The sequence below is a fragment of the Nanoarchaeota archaeon genome (genome assembly GCA_018897155.1).
GTDB lineage: Archaea > EX4484-52 > EX4484-52 > EX4484-52 > LFW-46 > LFW-46.
In genome coordinates this window covers 1-16,682 of sequence record JAHILE010000044.1, presented here as the reverse complement: position 1 = coordinate 16,682, position 16,682 = coordinate 1, and the positions used below count along the sequence as shown (strand labels likewise).

The following is a 16,682-nucleotide window of genomic DNA, read 5'->3' as shown; positions in this document are numbered from 1 at the left end:
GCGTTAGAACTTCTTAAATTTATTTTATAGAAAAAGTATTTTTGCCTGTTTTTAACCTATTTAAAGGTTTCATGCACTTAAAAGTTGTCTGGTGATTCATTGAAGCTTCTGATTATAGGCTCCAAAAAGCGCAGAAAAACCGATTCAGCAATTTTGAAGTGCGCAAAAAACCATTTTGACAAAGTCCTGCATACGCCGATAACAAAAATTGTGATAGAATCAAACGAAGACGGCGTTGTGCCGCTTCTTGGAAGCAAAAACCTTTTGGAATACGATGCAGTCCTCATCCGCGTTGAAAAAGAATACCGCGACATCGGTTATGTCCTTGCAAAGATTTTTGAGGACAATGGAAAATACATGCCGGTCAATTACAAGGCAATACTTCTTGGCTCAAGCGAGTTTTTGGTTCCAATTTATTTCGGACTTAAGAAAAACGGCATAAAGTCTCCGAAAACTTATTTCGCATCCTCAAAAGAAGCAATAATTCAGAATTTCGAAAATTTCAAATACCCCATTACTGTGAAGCTGCCTTACCAGAAAGACGGAGCAATGACTGTAGATTCAAAAGAATCCGCAATCGGCATCATTGACACAATGGAAAAGCTAGACCAGCCCATACTAATACAGGAAATTGTTAAAACTTCTGAAAAAATAAGAGTGCTTGTTGCCGGGAAAAAAGCTTACGCGCTAAAAAACGACGCGGCTTTTACGCTTTCCGATAGCGATGAAAATGCAATAATTGCGACTGCCGGGAAAATTGGCGCAGACGTCTGCCAGATGTATGCTGCTATGAATGAAAACAAGATATTCATATATGGCATAAACATTGCTCCGAGGATGATGATTTTTGAGAATATTTTCGGGAAAGGAGTAATAGATGGCGCGCTTCGGGAAATGCGCGAGAACGCCGATGCGCATTTTGCGAAAAATAATCTTCAATAAACTATTGGCTACACCCTCATTCTTTTTGAAAACGGCGGCGAGATCTACAAAATAATACTCAACAAAGCAAAAGCGTCGGACATTAAGGATAACGATTACATAAATATCATGGGTGATTCTCTTGACAAATCTGAAATCGAAGAGAATATTGTGATGAATATGCCTGAAGAGTTTTACAGAAACAGCAAATACGAATGAGCGAATTGGAATTGTGGTGTTAACAACTTGATAAAACGTATTCAGCCATTCGTATTTCAATATATAAACATTCGTAATAATAGTTATTTATGCCAGAAAAGAAAGGCCAATACGCGCGCGAAACATTCAAAAACGAAGTAGCTGCGCTTCTAAAGGATGCGGGAGTTTTTGCAGAGCGCCTTGAGAACCCACCAAAAGGCGTTGACGCCGACATTTCTTTTCCGTGCTTTGCGCTTGCAAAAGAGCAAAAGAAAAATCCGATGCAGATTGCGAAAGAGATTGCGGAGAAAATAAAAATTCCAAAAAAATCGCTGATAAAAAAAGCCGAAGCATCAGGGCCATACATTAATTTTTATGCTGATTGGGCAGCAATAGGACAGGAGCTTTTGAATATTGACAATCATTATGGACAAAGCGGATTCGGCAAAAAGGAAAAAGTCATGGTCGAATTTTCAGAGCCGAACCCGAACAAACCGATGCATATTGGCCACGCAAGAAACACATTTCTTGGCGACAGTATTTCGCGCATAATGTCTGCGGCAGGATTTAATGTCTTGCGCGTGAATTATTACAACGACAGCGGAATCCATATCGCAAAAACGGTTCTCGGATATATGAAATGGGGTGCTGGAAAAATCCCTGACAAGATCATGCCGTCTACGGACGGCAAGCTTTTGGGGACCCCAATCCCCAAAAAACCAGATAGGTTTATCGGCGAATTTTACACTAAATTCAATACCGCGGCAACAGACAATCCCGAGCTTGAGAAAGAGGCACGCGAGCTTCTTAAAAAAATTGAGTCGGGTGACAAAGAAACAATCGCATTATGGAAAAAAGTTAAAGGATGGTGCATTGAGGGCTTTGACATGACATATAAGCGCCTTGGAATAAAATTCGACACAATATTTTTTGAAAGCGATTTTGAAAAGCCGGGGCGCGTAGTTGTGCAAAAAGCCATTGAAAAAGGAATTGCGTTCAAGGACATTAACGGCGAAACTGTTGCAAAACTCAAGGATTATGGAATGCCTAACTGCATCATATTGCGCTCTGACGGAACAACACTTTATGCAACAAAAGACCTTGCACTTGCCGCACATAAATTCGAGAAATATCATGTAAAAAAGTCGATTTACGTAGTCGGTGCGGAACAGGAACAGTACTTCCAGCAACTTTTCAAGATGCTTGAGCTTTTGGGCTATGAAAATGCAAAAAACATGCATCACGTCAAGAACGGATTAGTCATGCTTCCGGAAGGAAAAATGTCATCCAGAAAAGGCCTTGTGGTGTTTCTTGATGACACAATAGACGAGCTTAAAGAATATGTTGCAGAAATCATAGAAAAAAGCCATCCGCAGCTTGCAAAAAAAGAAAACGCCGCAGAAAAGGTCGGAATCGGCGCGCTGAAGTTTGCGCTCATAAAGACATCTTCGGACAAAACAATACTTTTCAACAAAGAAGAAGTAGCCCAGTTTGACGGAGATACAGGCCCTTATGTGCAATACACGTATGCCCGCGCGTCATCGATTTTGAGGTCAGGACATGCAGGGAAAAAACCTGATGCAACACTATTGAAAGAGCCGGATGAAGTGGCGCTTCTTAAAAAGATTTCAGAATTCCCGGAGGCTATAATAAAGTCGGCGCAATCCTACCAGCCTCATTTGGTCACAGTTTATCTTCTTGAATTAACGCATCTTTTCAACGCATTTTACCAGAAAGTGCCTGTCTTAAAAGCAGAAAACGAGGAGCTAAAAAACGCGCGCCTTCATCTCGTTTCTGCAGTAAGGCAGACCATCGGCAACGGACTTGAGCTTCTTGGAATTGACGCGCTTGAAGAGATGTAACACTCATAATTTTCTGCAAGTCCTATATGACGACGTGCCGATGTTTAAAACTTCTGCAACGCCGTCGTGTATTATTACGCAAGTATGCGGAAGACCATAATCGACAAGCACTCTGGAACATTGTTTAATGTCGCGCCTCGCGCTTTTTTTCGAGCCTTCGGGAACTTTTAATTCCGCCAAATAATACGCGCAATCAGCGGATATGGCGCATATATCCGGCGTTAACTCGGAACGTATACCAAATTTTTTAAATCCGACATTTAGCGGCGTTTCTATCCAAACATCATCTATTTGTTCACCCAATGTTTTGGAAAGAAATTCTTTATCACCATACGTTTGCAGAAGCTCTTTATGCTTTATTCTAATCGCATCAACGGGATTATTAGTTATGGCATCATCCCATTTTTCTACAAGCCATCCATAACCCATAATCTCACTGCGACATCTGACGATGTTATATTACGTAGTTGTGGTGAATATTTATAAAGATTTTCATGCAAAGCGCGCGAATCTCAAGAAATATATAGTCTTGGCGCCAAATTACATCATGGGATTTTTCGGAAAGATTCTGGACAAATGGTCAAAAAATGAGCGCGACGACAAGGAAAAGGCGCGCCTTGAAGCCATAAAGCATAAGAAGCTCGCGGCTGAAGCAGAAAAAAAGCGCGAGGAAATCATGATTACAAAGAACGCCAAAAAACTTCAGCTCGAGGACTGGAAAAAGGCTGCAACAAATGAAGAAACGCTTGCCAAAGAGAAAAAAAGAAAAGAAGAACTCGACAAGCTTGACTGGAAATATAAGCGCTAAAATAATCTAGTTGGTGAACAATATGGCTGCAATAGAAGACAAGAATAAAATTAAAGTGATTCCATTGATAAGTGAAATGGACCGGCGTGCAGAATTGATGCGAAATACCGCACCTACCAACATATCGCACATTCCGACAAAGGATGAAATCAGGAAAAAATCACTTGACGATATGTTAAAACGGATCAACAGCAGAGGGTGATGCTAAGCCATCAATACAACTCAGTCTCAACCATTTCAAGAGCTTTAAGAAAGTTTTCTAGCACATGTCCAACGTGTTCATTAGAGGTTTCTTGGAATTTATTGGTGCGGAAAAAATAGCGCGTTTTAGTATCTGCTCGGCAACTGCTTTTTACCCTTCCAATATAAGGAAATAATTCTCTTTGCATAACGCCGATTGTTCCATACAGTAACGTCAAATCAGTAGGTTTGATGTCGTAGAGTTCTTCCATTTTATTAAGGATTTCTTCAATAGTGTAGGGGGTTGTTTTCGGTTGAAGAAGTTACAATAATCCGAAGCGCCTTAAGCTTTAAATCTACAACATCGTCCCTAGACTGTTTCTTAAGAATTGTATTTCTTACGCCAATACATATCATTTGATCCTTCCAACGATGCCGAAGTACCCATTTGAGCACTTCGACGTAGAATATTTAAACTATGCTCGGGCAATCAGTTCGCACACTTTGCAGACATCATTTGACGCAGGCTCGCCGCATATCTTGCATGTGCCTATTCCCGCAGTTGTCTTTGTTGTCGCCTCAAGAGCGGGCTTTATCCGGTCAAACGTGCGCAAAACAGAATATTTTGTTCCGGGGTATTTGGTTTCAAGGTTATTGAGAATATTTCTTACATCCCAACGAAAGCTTTGCTCAGCATAAGGGCATTCACCAAAATCAGCATTAAAGCCCTTAAGTATTGCGTAAACCGCGACCTCCTTTTCAAGCACTTCGCGCAGTGGCTTAATACGGGGAATGAACCGCGAATCCTGGATTGAAAACGCATTCGCGCCAAGCCTGACGCCGCGCAGCAAATCGCCGCGTATGTAATTCGCCATTATCGCCTGCGCCTCATCGTCAAGATTGTGCCCGATTGCAACAGTATCTGCGCCTATTTCGCGCGCGGTTTTATTTATCAGAAACCTGCGCATTGTTCCGCAGTATGTGCATGCCTTAAGGTTATCTGAAGCATTGTTTTTCTTTTCCCGTTTCATTAATTCATCAAGCGTCTTTCCCCACTCTTTTTTGAAGTAAGCGATATGAAGCGGGACTTTGAACTTTTTGCAAATCGCTTTTGCATGCTTTTCTGTGCGGTATCCTTTGATGCCTTCGTTTATAAGAATTGCAGACAATTTGATATTCGGGCGGTCTTTTGTGATTGAATGAAGAATGTACAGAAGCGCGCAGGAGTCCTTCCCTCCTGACAGTCCCACGGCGATATGTTTTTTTTTGTCAATTAAACGGTTCTCGCGTATTGTGCGCTTGACAATTCTTTCAAAAGAATGAATAAAATGACGGCGGCAAAGCGCGCGGCCTTCGTATCGCCGGTAAATAACGGCGGGCTTTGAGCAATATGAACAATGCATAAAGTGCTTTTCATACGCAGCATTAAATAGATTGTTTTCTTAAATGCACGCCTCAACCGCTCGTCGTCACAATCTCATCGCCAATGGAAATGCCACTCTTCCAAATAGTCCCCTGCGGAAGCTCGATAAGCGTGTCTGCATGCTTTTTTGGCGCAAGGTACGCAGTAAACGGCTTGACTGCCCGATGAATATCCACAACTTTGCTATCGCGCAGATAGACGACATCTATCGGAAAGAACACGAAGAACATATGTATTGCGGCAGAATCCTTTAACGCCTTGTTGAAATCAAACACAAGAGCGTAATCCACTTCTTTTTTATTCTTGAACATCAGGCCGCGAAATTTCTGATATGTGGTGTTTGCAAAAACCACTTTATTTGAAATCAGGTGATTTTTTGTCATGTTCAAAAGCAGAACGCTTTTTTTCGGCGCAACGCTTCCTTTAGGGCTATGAACATGGGGGGCAAAGGACTGCTTCATCGCAAGTTGCTTGCGCGGCAATATTTTCTGGGCATGGTGCATTAGCTTAGTGTGTATCGCGTGATGTTTTTCAGATAGCGATTTTCCAAAATTCCTGATTGCCTCATGCGCGCGAATTGCGTGATTTCTAAATGCCGCCGGCGCCGGTTGCTTAATTGCAGGTATTTTTAGGATTTTAGCCGCGGATTTTTTGATATTCTTAAAAACCGGCTTTCGTGAAACTTTCAACACTGCTTTTGCGCGCTTTTTAATCATTTTATTCGCGCGCGGCTTAACGGGTGATTTTATGCGCATTTTGGCAGATTTTTTCGCGCACGTTTTTATCGCATTAATTTTTTGCGAACGTAGCTTTGACAGCACCTTTTTTTTGCGAATTATTTTTTTCGTTTTATCACCAAATAACTTATTCAAAAAAGAAAATAATCTATTATTGCATTAATAAGTATATTAGCTTTCCAAGTTTTTCTGGGTCATGCAATATTGGGCCCTTTTCAGTAATGACATTTTTGCCGATGAATTTCTTGCTGTCAATTACGCCATCGATTTTTACCGGCTCGATAACTAGCGGATCGGTTTTTCTATTTTCCGCGATTCGTGATTTCTGCGGAATTTCCGTATTATATATTACAAAATCAAGCGCGCATCCAATATATTTTTCGGTTTCTTTTGCAAAATCTAAAACTGAAAAGCCGTTTGTCTCCCCGTGTTTTGTCATCAGGTTGCATACGAGAATTTTTTTTGCTTTTGTTTTTTTGACTGCCTCGCGCATCCCTTCAGGAAGAAAACACGGAATTGACGATGAATATAAATCTCCCGGGCCGATTATCAAGGCATCTGCTTTCTTGATTGCTAAAATGGCCAAAGGATACGCTTTTGCTTTCGGCTCAAGGAACACCTGCTTTATTTTAACTAGCGGATTGTGTTTTTTAGGAACAGCTATTTCGCTTTCTCCTTTGATTATCACGCCATCCTCAAGCTCCGCACAGAGCTGAATGCGCTCAATTGTTGCGGGCAATGCGCGACCTTTTACTTTCATGAATTCATGGGCAACATCAAGAACCTTTTTATAGTCTTTCAGACCAACCTCAAGGCCCGCAAGAAACACATTTGCAAAATTATGCCCTTTATGCCCGCAAGCAAAAACATCGTGCCCAAACCTGAATGTCCATATCTTCTTTTTCCATTCCGGCGCATCTGAAAGCGCCAGAATGTGGCGCCTTATGTCGCCAGGGGGGAGGATACCGAAATCCTGCCTCAATTGGCCGGTAGATCCGCCATCATCAGTCATTGATGTTACTGAAGAAATATCAAGAGGGTATTTTTTGAGCGGTTCAAGGACTGCCTTCGTCATTGCGCTTCCGCCGCCAAAGCATAAAATCTTTTTTGACATAGAATCAATTAAATTGCTGTTTTTATATCCTTTAATCTCTGCTTAAGCCCGTTTATTCAATAGCTTCTGCCAACTCGGATAGCAATTTTATTTCGATATCCGCAGCGCATTCGTGATTTTTACTGTCTTCTCCTGCAATATGCACTGCAAAAACCCCGAGCTTTTTTGCAGGAATTATGTCGCGCATCATAGAATCCCCGACAACTACAGCTTCTTCAGGCGCTATTTTAAGCTTGGCAAGCGCGATTTGAATGTATTTCTCACTCGGCTTCATTAATCCGGCAGTCTCGCACGCCACAAGGAATTTGAAGTATTTCTTCCAATTCCCGAAAACGCGATTCAACTTCAGTTTCAGGTATTTTTCATATTCATCGCTTGCGATGACAAGCACGTATCTCTTTTGAAGTTCCGTAATTATGACTGCTGTATTTGCATCGAATTGAAGGTCTTCAATAATGCATTTCCAAAAAATATCGAGCGCGCCTTTCACGATTTTTTTCCTTTTTTTCGCATCAGCTACGCCGAAATGATTCAGCATCGATTCGATGCTGTATTCGCGGCTGCGCTTTTCTATATTTTGCGCGTCATTTGACTGAAGAACGTTTTTGACCTGCGCGCGCCATGAAGTTTCAAGCTGCTTTCGGTCAAGATGCGTTTGCGCAGTAAGATAATCGAACATAACGGAGTGGGCGCGCTCATTCACAACTTTGTAAAGCGTGTTGTCCGCATCAAATAATATGGCTTTGAGCATTTTTAATCATCCCGATATCTTTGGATTGAAATCCTTTCGCAAGCTTTGCTTGTTTTGGAAGTTAAGGTTCCCAAAAGCTTGAAAAGCCGTCAACTTTTTATGACTCTAGGCTTTTGAATCTTCGATTCAAAAAGCTTGCCGCAATAGCGGCATGATGAGTTCACCTACTTTTTCTTCTTCATAATCCCTTTGAACTCTGAATAATATGTCGTATCCGATTCGACGTTTTCGCTCACAACTGTTCCAGGCCCGATAATGCAATTCGCGCCAATCAGAATGCCCGGCATTGTTTTTACGCCAATCCCCAGTTTTGTGCTGCGCCCGACAACTGCGCCAAAAGATTTCATGCTAGTTGCTGTTTTTTCTCCTTTGACGATTGTGAAAATTTCACCGCGGTCAATTCTTGCATTTGAAGTGATGAATCCAGCGCCTATGCGGCAGTCCTCTGCAATTATTGAATCGCCAATATAACCTGAATGAATGTGCGTTCCTTCGCCGATTATTGCGCGCGCAATCTCTGTATTCGCGCCGATTTTTGCGTTGTTTCCGACATCAACATAATCTCTCAAAAGAGCGTTATTTCCAATCACGCAATTCTCGCCGATAAAGCACGGGCCTTTTATCACCGCGTTTTCCATGACTTTTGTGCCTGCACCGATATAAACCCGGCCTTCGATTTTTGCGGTTTTGTCAACATATGCGGCCTCTGAAATGAATGGCTTTTGATTTTTGAAAAATGAATCCATTGCATATTTCTCTATCGCAAAAACATCCCATGGATATTTCAACGTCGGCTGAAAATATTCGGTTATTATGAGCTCCGAAGGATTTGATTTCAGCTCTTTTTCAAGTGCGGATTCAAAGGAATAATGCGCGCTTTTCTCAACTTGGAGTTGCGCTAAAAATTGCCTCGGCAAAAGATATACTCCAACCGCGCGAATATTTGAAGGCGCATCTTTAATCTTCGGCTTTTCTACAATTCCTGCCGCTTTTCCGCCAGCTATTTTAAAAATTCCGTAGATTTCAGGAGTGTCTGTCTTTTTCCCCACAAGAACTATTTCTGCTTTTGATTTTTTGTGGATTTCAAGAATTTTTTTAATAATATCGCCGGCGTTTATGTGATATGGGCTTATAACCAGAAAATTTCCTGAAATGTGCTCTTTTGCCCGTAAAATCGCATCCCCCATACCGCATGCTTCCGGCTGATAAACAAATTTCAGAGAAACGCCAGATGGCGCAGCCAGTGATTTTTCAAGACGTGCGGAAGGGCCTTGCACTATTATAATGTCTTTGACTCCGGCAGAAGCAATGCTTTCGATTGTACCTAAAAGCAGGGATTTGCCCAAAACACTAACAAGCGACTTATGCTTTCCTTCGCTTAGAGGCCAAAAGCGCGACGAAACGCCTGCCGCAAGAATTATTGCCTGCATATATGCACCAATTACCAATAAACATATATATTATCTTTAGATATAAATAACCTATAGTTAATACTCTTTCAAACGGGGCGCGCCGAAAAAGAGTATTCAGAATATTTAAAAATATATGCGACCGAATAGTCTTCAGTTTAGTGATTATAATGGCTAGTATACATGAAACTCACATGCAAAGACTGCCGGAACATGTGGGTATAATAATGGACGGAAACCGCAGGTTCGCACAAAGGCTTATGCTTGAGCCATGGAACGGCCATGAATGGGGTGCGAAAAAAGCAGAAGAAGTCCTTGACTGGTGCATTGAAACAGGAATCAAAACAGTTACTCTTTACTCTCTTTCTTATGAAAATTTCAAAAGCAGGCCGAAACAGGAAATAAACATGCTGCTGAAACTCATAGAAAGCGAAGCCTTGCGCGTTGCAAAGCTTAAAAAAGTGCGTGAAAATAAAGCAAAATTCAACGTAATCGGAAGGCCCGACATGCTTCCGAATAGCGTTCAAAAAGCGCTCAAAGCGCTAACTGATGCGACAAAAGGCTATAATGGAGTTATTGTAAATCTTGCAATTGCTTACGGCGGCCGCGAGGAAATAGTGGCTGCCGTAAAGAATATTGTTCATGAAGAAAAAAACAACAAATTGGATATAAATAACCTGGATGAAAAAACCTTCGAAAAGTTTCTATATACAAAGGGCATAACCGATCCGGATTTAATAATAAGGACCGGCGGGGAAAAAAGAATATCCGGATTCCTCCTTTGGCAGGCGGCTTATTCGGAACTGTATTTCTCGGATAAAATATGGCCGAATTTTGAGAGAGAGGACTTTATAGCAGCTATTGAAGATTATGCCGGCAGAAAAAGGCGCTTTGGAAAATGATTCCGGGATACTCTCACGCTCCTGCAAGTCTGGAAGGTTTCTTTAAACCGCGTAAGGGTAATGGGCAAAAGTCGCCCGCAAGACTTCTTCCTCTTTGCAGGAGTCGGAGTTGGTTCAACATTATTATTTCTTTATTCTTGAGCGCAGTATATAAATCTTGTGTTGTCATTTGAAAGTTTCATCGACATAGAACGTATACGTGCAATAAAAATTATACTACAGAAAATATGGTGCGAACAAAATAAACGCCGAAAAGATTGAAAAGAATCAATCCAAACGTTGTCGTTGCAACCGCACTGTAAATCGATTTCCATGACTTTGGCCAGTGGCATTTTATGATTTCCTCAAAAATAAGCCCGCCATCAAGAGGCTTTATGGGAAGGAGATTAAAAAGCCCTATCCCCAAATTGAGCAGAAAAAGCCATTTAAAAAGCGATAGAAAATAAAGCAATACGGATGCGAGCGCGCTGCTTGCAAATCCGGAATAGTTCTCCTTTGCAACAATAACATTTTCAAGATTTGAGATACCCATAAAGGCGCGCGTTGAATTCTTCGGGTCAGCAGCTGTTTTTAGCGAATAAACTTTTCCATCAACTAAAATAGAAATTTCGCTGCCTTCTGAAACATTATCCATAACAGCCGCAAGCTCGTTTGTGCCGCGTATCTTTTTGCCGTTTATTTCATTTATTGTGCCGTTATGCGGCAGGTGCGCCTGGGCAGGGCTTCCGGAAACAACTGTTCCGTAGCGCACTCCGTCAGTCGTATACATCACAGTCACTGCAAATACGGTTCCAGTAAGCAATATCACAGAAATTATTGCGGCGATTATGTTGCTGAAAGATCCTGCTGAAAAAATTCTGGATTTTTTTATTGATTCAGTTTTTTTGAGCTGCTTTTCGTCAGGCTCTGCAAATCCAAGCGGAATTACAGCCATAAAGCCGTAGCCCAGCGAATTTACTTTTATGCCTTCTGCACGCGAAACAAACGCATGTGAAAACTCGTGCACTATCAAAAGAACAAAAATCGAAATGAGCCAATAATCTATCGGAACGTAAAAAACAGGCGCGCTTGTTGTCTGTATCGGCAGAACAAACTGCATCTGCGATGCCGCACCCGGCTCAAGAAATATATTTACCACCCCTTCAACAAGCTGAAATACAACAAATCCGGATGCTCCGAGGAGAGCTCCTGAGAGAGCATAAACTGTCCGGAAGTTCATCAAATAAACGATTATAAGAAGCACTGCAAGGACAGTAAGCGTTTTTGCAACCGGGTTTTTCTTTTTTTCTGTCTTGTAAACATAGCCCGCTCCAAGCGCGCCGAATGCAAAAATGATTCCAAAGGTGCCAAATGTTTTAAGCGCGCTTGTATGTTTTTTTGCGAAATTGTCGATAAATTTCAAGCCCTTATCGGTTCTTCTTAAGAACATGATTCCTTCGCGCTTGAAATTTTTTCTGTCAAAAATCCAGACAATGCCGATAACCGTAAGAAGAATTATAAGTGAAATCCAATTTGTCGAAAGGTCCGAAAGTATTGAAAGCATGCATTTACTTCGAACAGATGCTTTTATATCTTTGCCGATTTAAAGCAAGTTTGGCGAACGATTAACTGAGCTCCACATATAAAAATACCCATGCACATATTATTATGCATGAAGCATGCGCACATTCTTTCATTTCTGCTTATTGCAATCATTCTTGTGAGCGGATGCGCTCAAACCGGAGAGCCGGTACAAAACAACACACCTCCTCAAGCGCCTGAGGCGCCAAAAGTCCATGCGCCGGCTGCGCCGGTGGTGGAGGAAAAAATCGTGTATTTCGTAAGCGCGCCGGAAAACGCCCTTATCGGGAATTTTGCCAATATCACCTGGGCTGTTGCAGGTGTTGATGAAAAAACACAGCACACAGCAATTCATTATGATTATAAATCGCATCCGGGAAAATTCGGGACAAATGTCAGCGCAAAGGCAAGCGGATATGAAAAGCTGACTCCGGAATTTGCAAATCGTTCATACGATTTGCCCAAAACATTCAGCGCAAATATACAGCTCATACAAACCGGAACGCTGTATTACAGGGCGCATACGATTATTGGCGAGAAGAATTACTGGACTGAAGAAAGAAACGTCACAATAGCTCCAAAAACTGCAGAAGTCATAACGGACATGCGTTTTATTGACACAGATGGCCTTGGATTCTATTCAAACAACAGGACAATTTCTGCAATATCTGTTTCGTTCGGCCATGTTATTGACATCACATTCAATGTACTCTCAAACATATCTGGAGGCCTGAACTTTCGGGGATGCGGGCGGGCTGCTGAAGGCGTATGGGCGGGAAATTCCGCAGAAATCCGGTTCAGCGCAAACAGCACATGCAATATAAGCTCATATGATGCAATTACAAACGCGCCAAAGGCAAGCCTGCAAGTCATGGTGGGCAAGCCATATTCTATTTCTTCTGTTTCTTCAAAAAGCGGCTGATTGATTTGATGCTTTAAATATTTGCCTTCGCAATTTGGATGCATGGACAACGAAAATATGGAGCCAAACGAATCATCTCTTTTCTGGGCAGACCAATTGGCAGAAAAAATTATTGAACGCGCGCAAAAAGAAGGCAAAAAAATAGTTATCCGATGCGGCCAGACTCCTTCAGGCGGAAAGCACATCGGAAATCTGAATGATGTTATTCGCGCTCATTTTGTTTACCGGTCAGTTATTGAGAAAGGGCATGAGGCAGAATTTGTCCACTCTACTGACGACAGGGATCCTTTAAAGGACATTCCTGCAAAACTCGCGGATTTAAATACAAACTGGCATCCGGCGGAAAAATTCCCTGAATTGAAAAAGTATCTTGGACATCCTCTTTGCAGAGTTCCTGACCCGTTCGGATGCTGTACTTCGTGGTCCGCGCATTTCACAAAAGTCTGGGAAATCGGGCTTAATCAGCTTGGAATGTTTCCAAAAATCAAGTCCAATGACGATTATTACAAACAAGGGAAATTCAACCCGTATATCAGGATGGTTTTTGAAAAGATTGACGCGGTTGGAAAGATAATCGCAAAATTCCAGGAAACAAAAGGCGATGATTACATACCGTTTGACGCAATCTGCCCGAAATGCGGAATGCTTGCGAACATTTCTTCCTTTGATTTGCAAAAAGAGACTGTGCATTTTACCTGCGGCGGAAAATCCATAAAGGCAAAGAAAAGCGAAGGCTGCGGATTCGAAGGCGATGTTCCATTCAGCGAAGGCAAACTGCAGTGGCGCTTTGAATGGCCTGCTCAGTGGGCTATCGAGAATATAATCTTTGAACCGTTCGGCAAAGACCATGCAGAAGGCTCGTGGAAGTCAGGGCAGGTCATTGCAAAGGAGATTTACGGCTTTGAGCCGCCGATTCCATACGTGTATGAGTTCTTTCTTGTGGATGGAGGGAAGATGTCTGCGTCAAAGGGCAATGTCTATATAGTGCAGGATGTCCTGAAAGTGATAGAGCCGGAGCATTTCGCTTTTTTCTATACCAAAAAGCCCGGAAAGCAAAGGGATCTGACATTCAAGGATCTGATGCTGATCCGCGAGTACGAAGCTGCGGAGAAAATATATTTTGGTACTGCGAAAGCCGACAATGAGCGCGAAGAGAATAATGTCCGAAGGTCATATGAGATGGCGACGCCAAAAATTCCTGCGAAAATGCCGCAACGCATTCCTTTTGATTTTGCCGCGCAACTCGTACAGATTTATTCGCAAAATGAAGAGGTTATTGATGCAATGAAATCAAGCGGGCATATTACTTCTGAATTTTCAGAGGAGGATTTGAAGTCAGCTAATAATAGGCTGAATTTGGCACGCAACTGGATTGCAATGTTTGCGCCCGAAGAAGTGAAGATTAATGTTGCTGATGCTGTTTCTGCTGATGTCAAAGCGAAGCTTTCGCAAGGGCAGATTAGCGCCTTGAAAATGCTCGCGGCTGCGCTTGATGAGAAAAAAACAGAAGCAGAACTTGGCGAAGAATTCAAGCGCATAATCGCAGAAACTAAGATAACGCCGCAGGATTTCTACAAAGCTTGCTATTTGGCGATTATCGGAAAAGAGCGCGGACCCAAGCTTGCGGGCTTCATAATTGCGATAGGGCAAGAAAGGATTGTGAAGGTACTAAAGAGCATCTGATAAATTATTCCAACAATTTATCGTCTTTCTTCTTCGCTATCTGATTGTAATTGTCGGGGCTTATTACGGATTTGCCAGTCTTCTTTTCCAATTCGCGCCTTGCATTTCCGGCAATTGTTCCGCCTTCAATGGCTGAAGTGAGGCATTTGCCATATCCTTTAGATTCTTTGGCTTTTGTGATTTCGGTTGTTGCCTTTTCGCCGAGCATTGAGAAAATCAGTTCTAAATCGGTCAGGTTATCTCTTAAGTTTTGATTTGTGAATTTCGGGTCCAAACCCTTTATTTCTTTATGCTCTTTTGTGGATTTTCCAAAAGTTGCCATAGCGATTTCGTCGGTAAGAATTGCAAAGTTTTTATCGCCTTGTACGCCTCTTGCTTTCCACTCATCTGTTAATTCCTGCCTTATAGCTATTCCTCTGATGCGCTTTTCAATCCAGTCCTTTGGATAGCCTTTGAGTTCATAGTATTTTTTCGCCCGTTCCTGCGCCAATTCCGGATTTTCTATTTCCTTCACGCGCTCATATCCGACTTTTGCAAGCCATTGCTTGAATGGTTCGGCTTTCTTTGAAGGAATTGACTGAATTATTCTAAATAACGATTCTGTGTTTGCGCAATCTGTTTCATAGAATTTGCCATCGGCAGATTGCAGTTTCAGTTGTACCCAAATTGGGGACAACTCAAGCTCCTTAAATTCCCTGTCTTTGACTTTGCCCCAGTACTGCCTTGGCGTCGGGCTATCTGTCAATACTTCTATCACATCAACCACAGAGAAATACCACTTTCCGTTATGCCACATTCTTCGGATTTTCTTTCCGTCAAACACAACCAATGCGTCTTTTGACTCCATATAATTAGAAAGGCGCGGGGAATTTATATGCCTAAGCGTTATGGGTTGCCGATATAGATGGTTTAAACATTTTCGCGCTGCGGCAAAGGTTTAAGAAGGCGCGTGGTGAAATAGTTATTATAGCGCGGATCGAAGTTGGCTGGATTTTTCAAGCTCTGCTTGAAAATCTGTTCGCTGTGCTCTCGGCTCTTCAGGCAATGCCTGAAGAAGCTTTCCAACCGCATTTTGAACGTAGTTCAAAAGCTTACAACCTGCAGGTTGAATGAGTTGGAATGATTTATTGTGGCGGTGGGCACTGAAAGAATTAAGAATGTATTAAAAAGCGCTTGATGACTGTAGTGATTATCACTGAAAACGAGCCTCGGGATTACCTCGATGTTCCTGAATAGTCATATCTACAAACAACCAAAACCTTGTCTCCTTATCCAGTTCCTCATTTCCAGTGGCGGAGTATTCCTGTATTAGTTTCATGCATAACTCCTGTGCCCTCTCGTGAGCTTCATAAGTTGTATGCCCCTTTAGGATTGACATCGGTATCTCATTTGACACTAACTTGAATGGCTCTGCAATCTTATCCTTATAGGGATTGCATTCTCTATCCGCAGAGTGAATCCATGAAAAAAGATTAGAGTAACCGATAAATGCGTTTTTATTATTTTTAGAGATTATTTCACGTCCAAGAATTTTTGAAGAGCAACATGCCCGAGCATAAACTATCGTGTCCTTGAGCAAATCAGTATTTTTTCCGGTTTCTATCAAAGCTTCATCATTGTGCCCTAAAATTGCTGTCGAATCTATGGGTCCATGACCATTAAAGATTACAAAGTTCGGCTTTCTTGCTTTAAGATATTTTTCTACATTTTTTCTTGTCGCTTGTTTTTTATCAAAATCAGTATAGGATATTGCATTTTTTATTGCAAAATCGATAATTTCCTTACTCCAGGCGTGCATATAAGAAACCCTGTATTCATGTTGCGGCCTCGTGATAAGGAATATCTTTTTCATTTAGAAAAACCCCGGCTCATCGCCCTTAAATATTCTATTTGCATCTTAACTATGAATTTTCCTACGTCACTATCTTTCGTGACATTCTGTATTAAATCATCCCTCGTAAAAGTACCTATAGAGCCCATCGATACTTTTACATTTTCCGGCATAGCCTCTAAGCGTTTAAGTACGATCTCCTTAAATTCTTCATACTCGGACATTCAAATCAACTCTAACTTGTATTATCCCGAATTAATTTCCACCCCATTATAGAATACATGAAAAAGCTGAATAACGAGAAGATTCGTTGGATCATAAGGCAGAAAGACAAACGTGCCATAAAAAACGCAGATATTTCATTTTCGCAGAAAGTAACTG

Annotated in this window: 18 protein-coding genes; 7 read left to right on the top strand and 11 right to left on the bottom strand. The window is 41.8% G+C overall.

The window, feature by feature from the left end:
* The first annotated feature begins 99 nt into the window (after positions 1-99).
* Positions 100-942: a hypothetical protein gene (locus tag KKB09_05395; GenBank protein MBU4300622.1), complete on the top strand. Its 843-nt coding sequence runs from the start codon at positions 100-102 to the stop codon at positions 940-942.
* 287 nt (positions 943-1,229) lie between these two features.
* Positions 1,230-2,981, top strand: coding sequence for an arginine--tRNA ligase (gene argS, locus KKB09_05390; GenBank protein MBU4300621.1), 1,752 nt, complete (start codon positions 1,230-1,232; stop codon positions 2,979-2,981).
* A gap of 3 nt (positions 2,982-2,984) precedes the next feature.
* Here argS and KKB09_05385 read toward each other — a convergent pair whose 3' ends face one another.
* Complete coding sequence (locus KKB09_05385) at positions 2,985-3,410, bottom strand: hypothetical protein (protein MBU4300620.1); 426 nt, start codon at positions 3,408-3,410, stop codon at positions 2,985-2,987.
* 118 nt (positions 3,411-3,528) lie between these two features.
* On the opposite strand from KKB09_05385, the gene KKB09_05380 reads away from it, so the two are divergent.
* Together KKB09_05380 and KKB09_05375 are read left to right on the top strand one after the other, a co-directional pair.
* On the top strand, positions 3,529-3,789 hold the full coding sequence (locus tag KKB09_05380) for a hypothetical protein (protein ID MBU4300619.1): 261 nt from the start codon (positions 3,529-3,531) through the stop codon (positions 3,787-3,789).
* Between the two features lie 22 nt (positions 3,790-3,811).
* Positions 3,812-3,991 (top strand): hypothetical protein, encoded by a 180-nt coding sequence (locus KKB09_05375; GenBank protein MBU4300618.1) that lies wholly within the window; start codon positions 3,812-3,814, stop codon positions 3,989-3,991.
* A 10-nt stretch (positions 3,992-4,001) separates the two neighbouring features.
* Here KKB09_05375 and KKB09_05370 read toward each other — a convergent pair whose 3' ends face one another.
* The 6 genes from KKB09_05370 to KKB09_05345 form a co-directional block, all read right to left on the bottom strand.
* The gene (locus tag KKB09_05370; protein MBU4300617.1) at positions 4,002-4,241 is read right to left on the bottom strand and encodes a hypothetical protein; all 240 of its coding nucleotides are present in this window, start codon (positions 4,239-4,241) and stop codon (positions 4,002-4,004) included.
* Positions 4,242-4,445: 204 nt separating this feature from the next.
* Entirely contained in the window at positions 4,446-5,372 is a 927-nt protein-coding gene (locus KKB09_05365; GenBank protein MBU4300616.1) for a TIGR00269 family protein, read from the bottom strand.
* A 52-nt stretch (positions 5,373-5,424) separates the two neighbouring features.
* Positions 5,425-6,147 carry a DUF192 domain-containing protein gene (locus KKB09_05360; GenBank protein ID MBU4300615.1) on the bottom strand — a complete coding sequence of 241 codons (723 nt, stop codon included), beginning with the start codon at positions 6,145-6,147 and terminating at the stop codon, positions 5,425-5,427.
* A 133-nt stretch (positions 6,148-6,280) separates the two neighbouring features.
* Positions 6,281-7,243 carry a YvcK family protein gene (locus tag KKB09_05355; GenBank protein MBU4300614.1) on the bottom strand — a complete coding sequence of 321 codons (963 nt, stop codon included), beginning with the start codon at positions 7,241-7,243 and terminating at the stop codon, positions 6,281-6,283.
* Between the two features lie 52 nt (positions 7,244-7,295).
* A complete protein-coding gene (locus tag KKB09_05350; protein ID MBU4300613.1) occupies positions 7,296-7,994 on the bottom strand; it encodes an HAD family hydrolase in 699 nt (232 codons plus the stop codon).
* Positions 7,995-8,158: 164 nt separating this feature from the next.
* A complete protein-coding gene (locus tag KKB09_05345) occupies positions 8,159-9,424 on the bottom strand; it encodes an NDP-sugar synthase (protein MBU4300612.1) in 1,266 nt (421 codons plus the stop codon).
* A gap of 149 nt (positions 9,425-9,573) precedes the next feature.
* Here KKB09_05345 and uppS point away from each other — a divergent pair, with 149 nt between their 5' ends.
* Positions 9,574-10,305, top strand: coding sequence for a di-trans,poly-cis-decaprenylcistransferase (gene uppS / locus KKB09_05340; protein MBU4300611.1), 732 nt, complete (start codon positions 9,574-9,576; stop codon positions 10,303-10,305).
* A 211-nt stretch (positions 10,306-10,516) separates the two neighbouring features.
* Here the strand turns inward: uppS and KKB09_05335 are convergent, their stop codons facing one another.
* The gene (locus tag KKB09_05335; GenBank protein ID MBU4300610.1) at positions 10,517-11,848 is read right to left on the bottom strand and encodes a site-2 protease family protein; all 1,332 of its coding nucleotides are present in this window, start codon (positions 11,846-11,848) and stop codon (positions 10,517-10,519) included.
* A gap of 108 nt (positions 11,849-11,956) precedes the next feature.
* Between KKB09_05335 and KKB09_05330 the strand changes: the two genes are divergently transcribed.
* On the top strand, positions 11,957-12,787 hold the full coding sequence (locus tag KKB09_05330; protein MBU4300609.1) for a hypothetical protein: 831 nt from the start codon (positions 11,957-11,959) through the stop codon (positions 12,785-12,787).
* A gap of 42 nt (positions 12,788-12,829) precedes the next feature.
* Positions 12,830-14,470, top strand: coding sequence for a lysine--tRNA ligase (gene lysS, locus KKB09_05325; protein ID MBU4300608.1), 1,641 nt, complete (start codon positions 12,830-12,832; stop codon positions 14,468-14,470).
* A gap of 4 nt (positions 14,471-14,474) precedes the next feature.
* On the opposite strand, the gene KKB09_05320 is transcribed toward lysS, so the two are convergent.
* From KKB09_05320 to KKB09_05310, 3 genes are all read right to left on the bottom strand, one after another.
* Entirely contained in the window at positions 14,475-15,317 is an 843-nt protein-coding gene (locus KKB09_05320; protein ID MBU4300607.1) for a Bro-N domain-containing protein, read from the bottom strand.
* A 345-nt stretch (positions 15,318-15,662) separates the two neighbouring features.
* Positions 15,663-16,268 carry a hypothetical protein gene (locus KKB09_05315; GenBank protein MBU4300606.1) on the bottom strand — a complete coding sequence of 202 codons (606 nt, stop codon included), beginning with the start codon at positions 16,266-16,268 and terminating at the stop codon, positions 15,663-15,665.
* A gap of 50 nt (positions 16,269-16,318) precedes the next feature.
* Positions 16,319-16,525, bottom strand: a complete 207-nt coding sequence (locus KKB09_05310; GenBank protein MBU4300605.1) for a hypothetical protein — start codon at positions 16,523-16,525, stop codon at positions 16,319-16,321.
* Positions 16,526-16,682 lie beyond the last annotated feature (157 nt).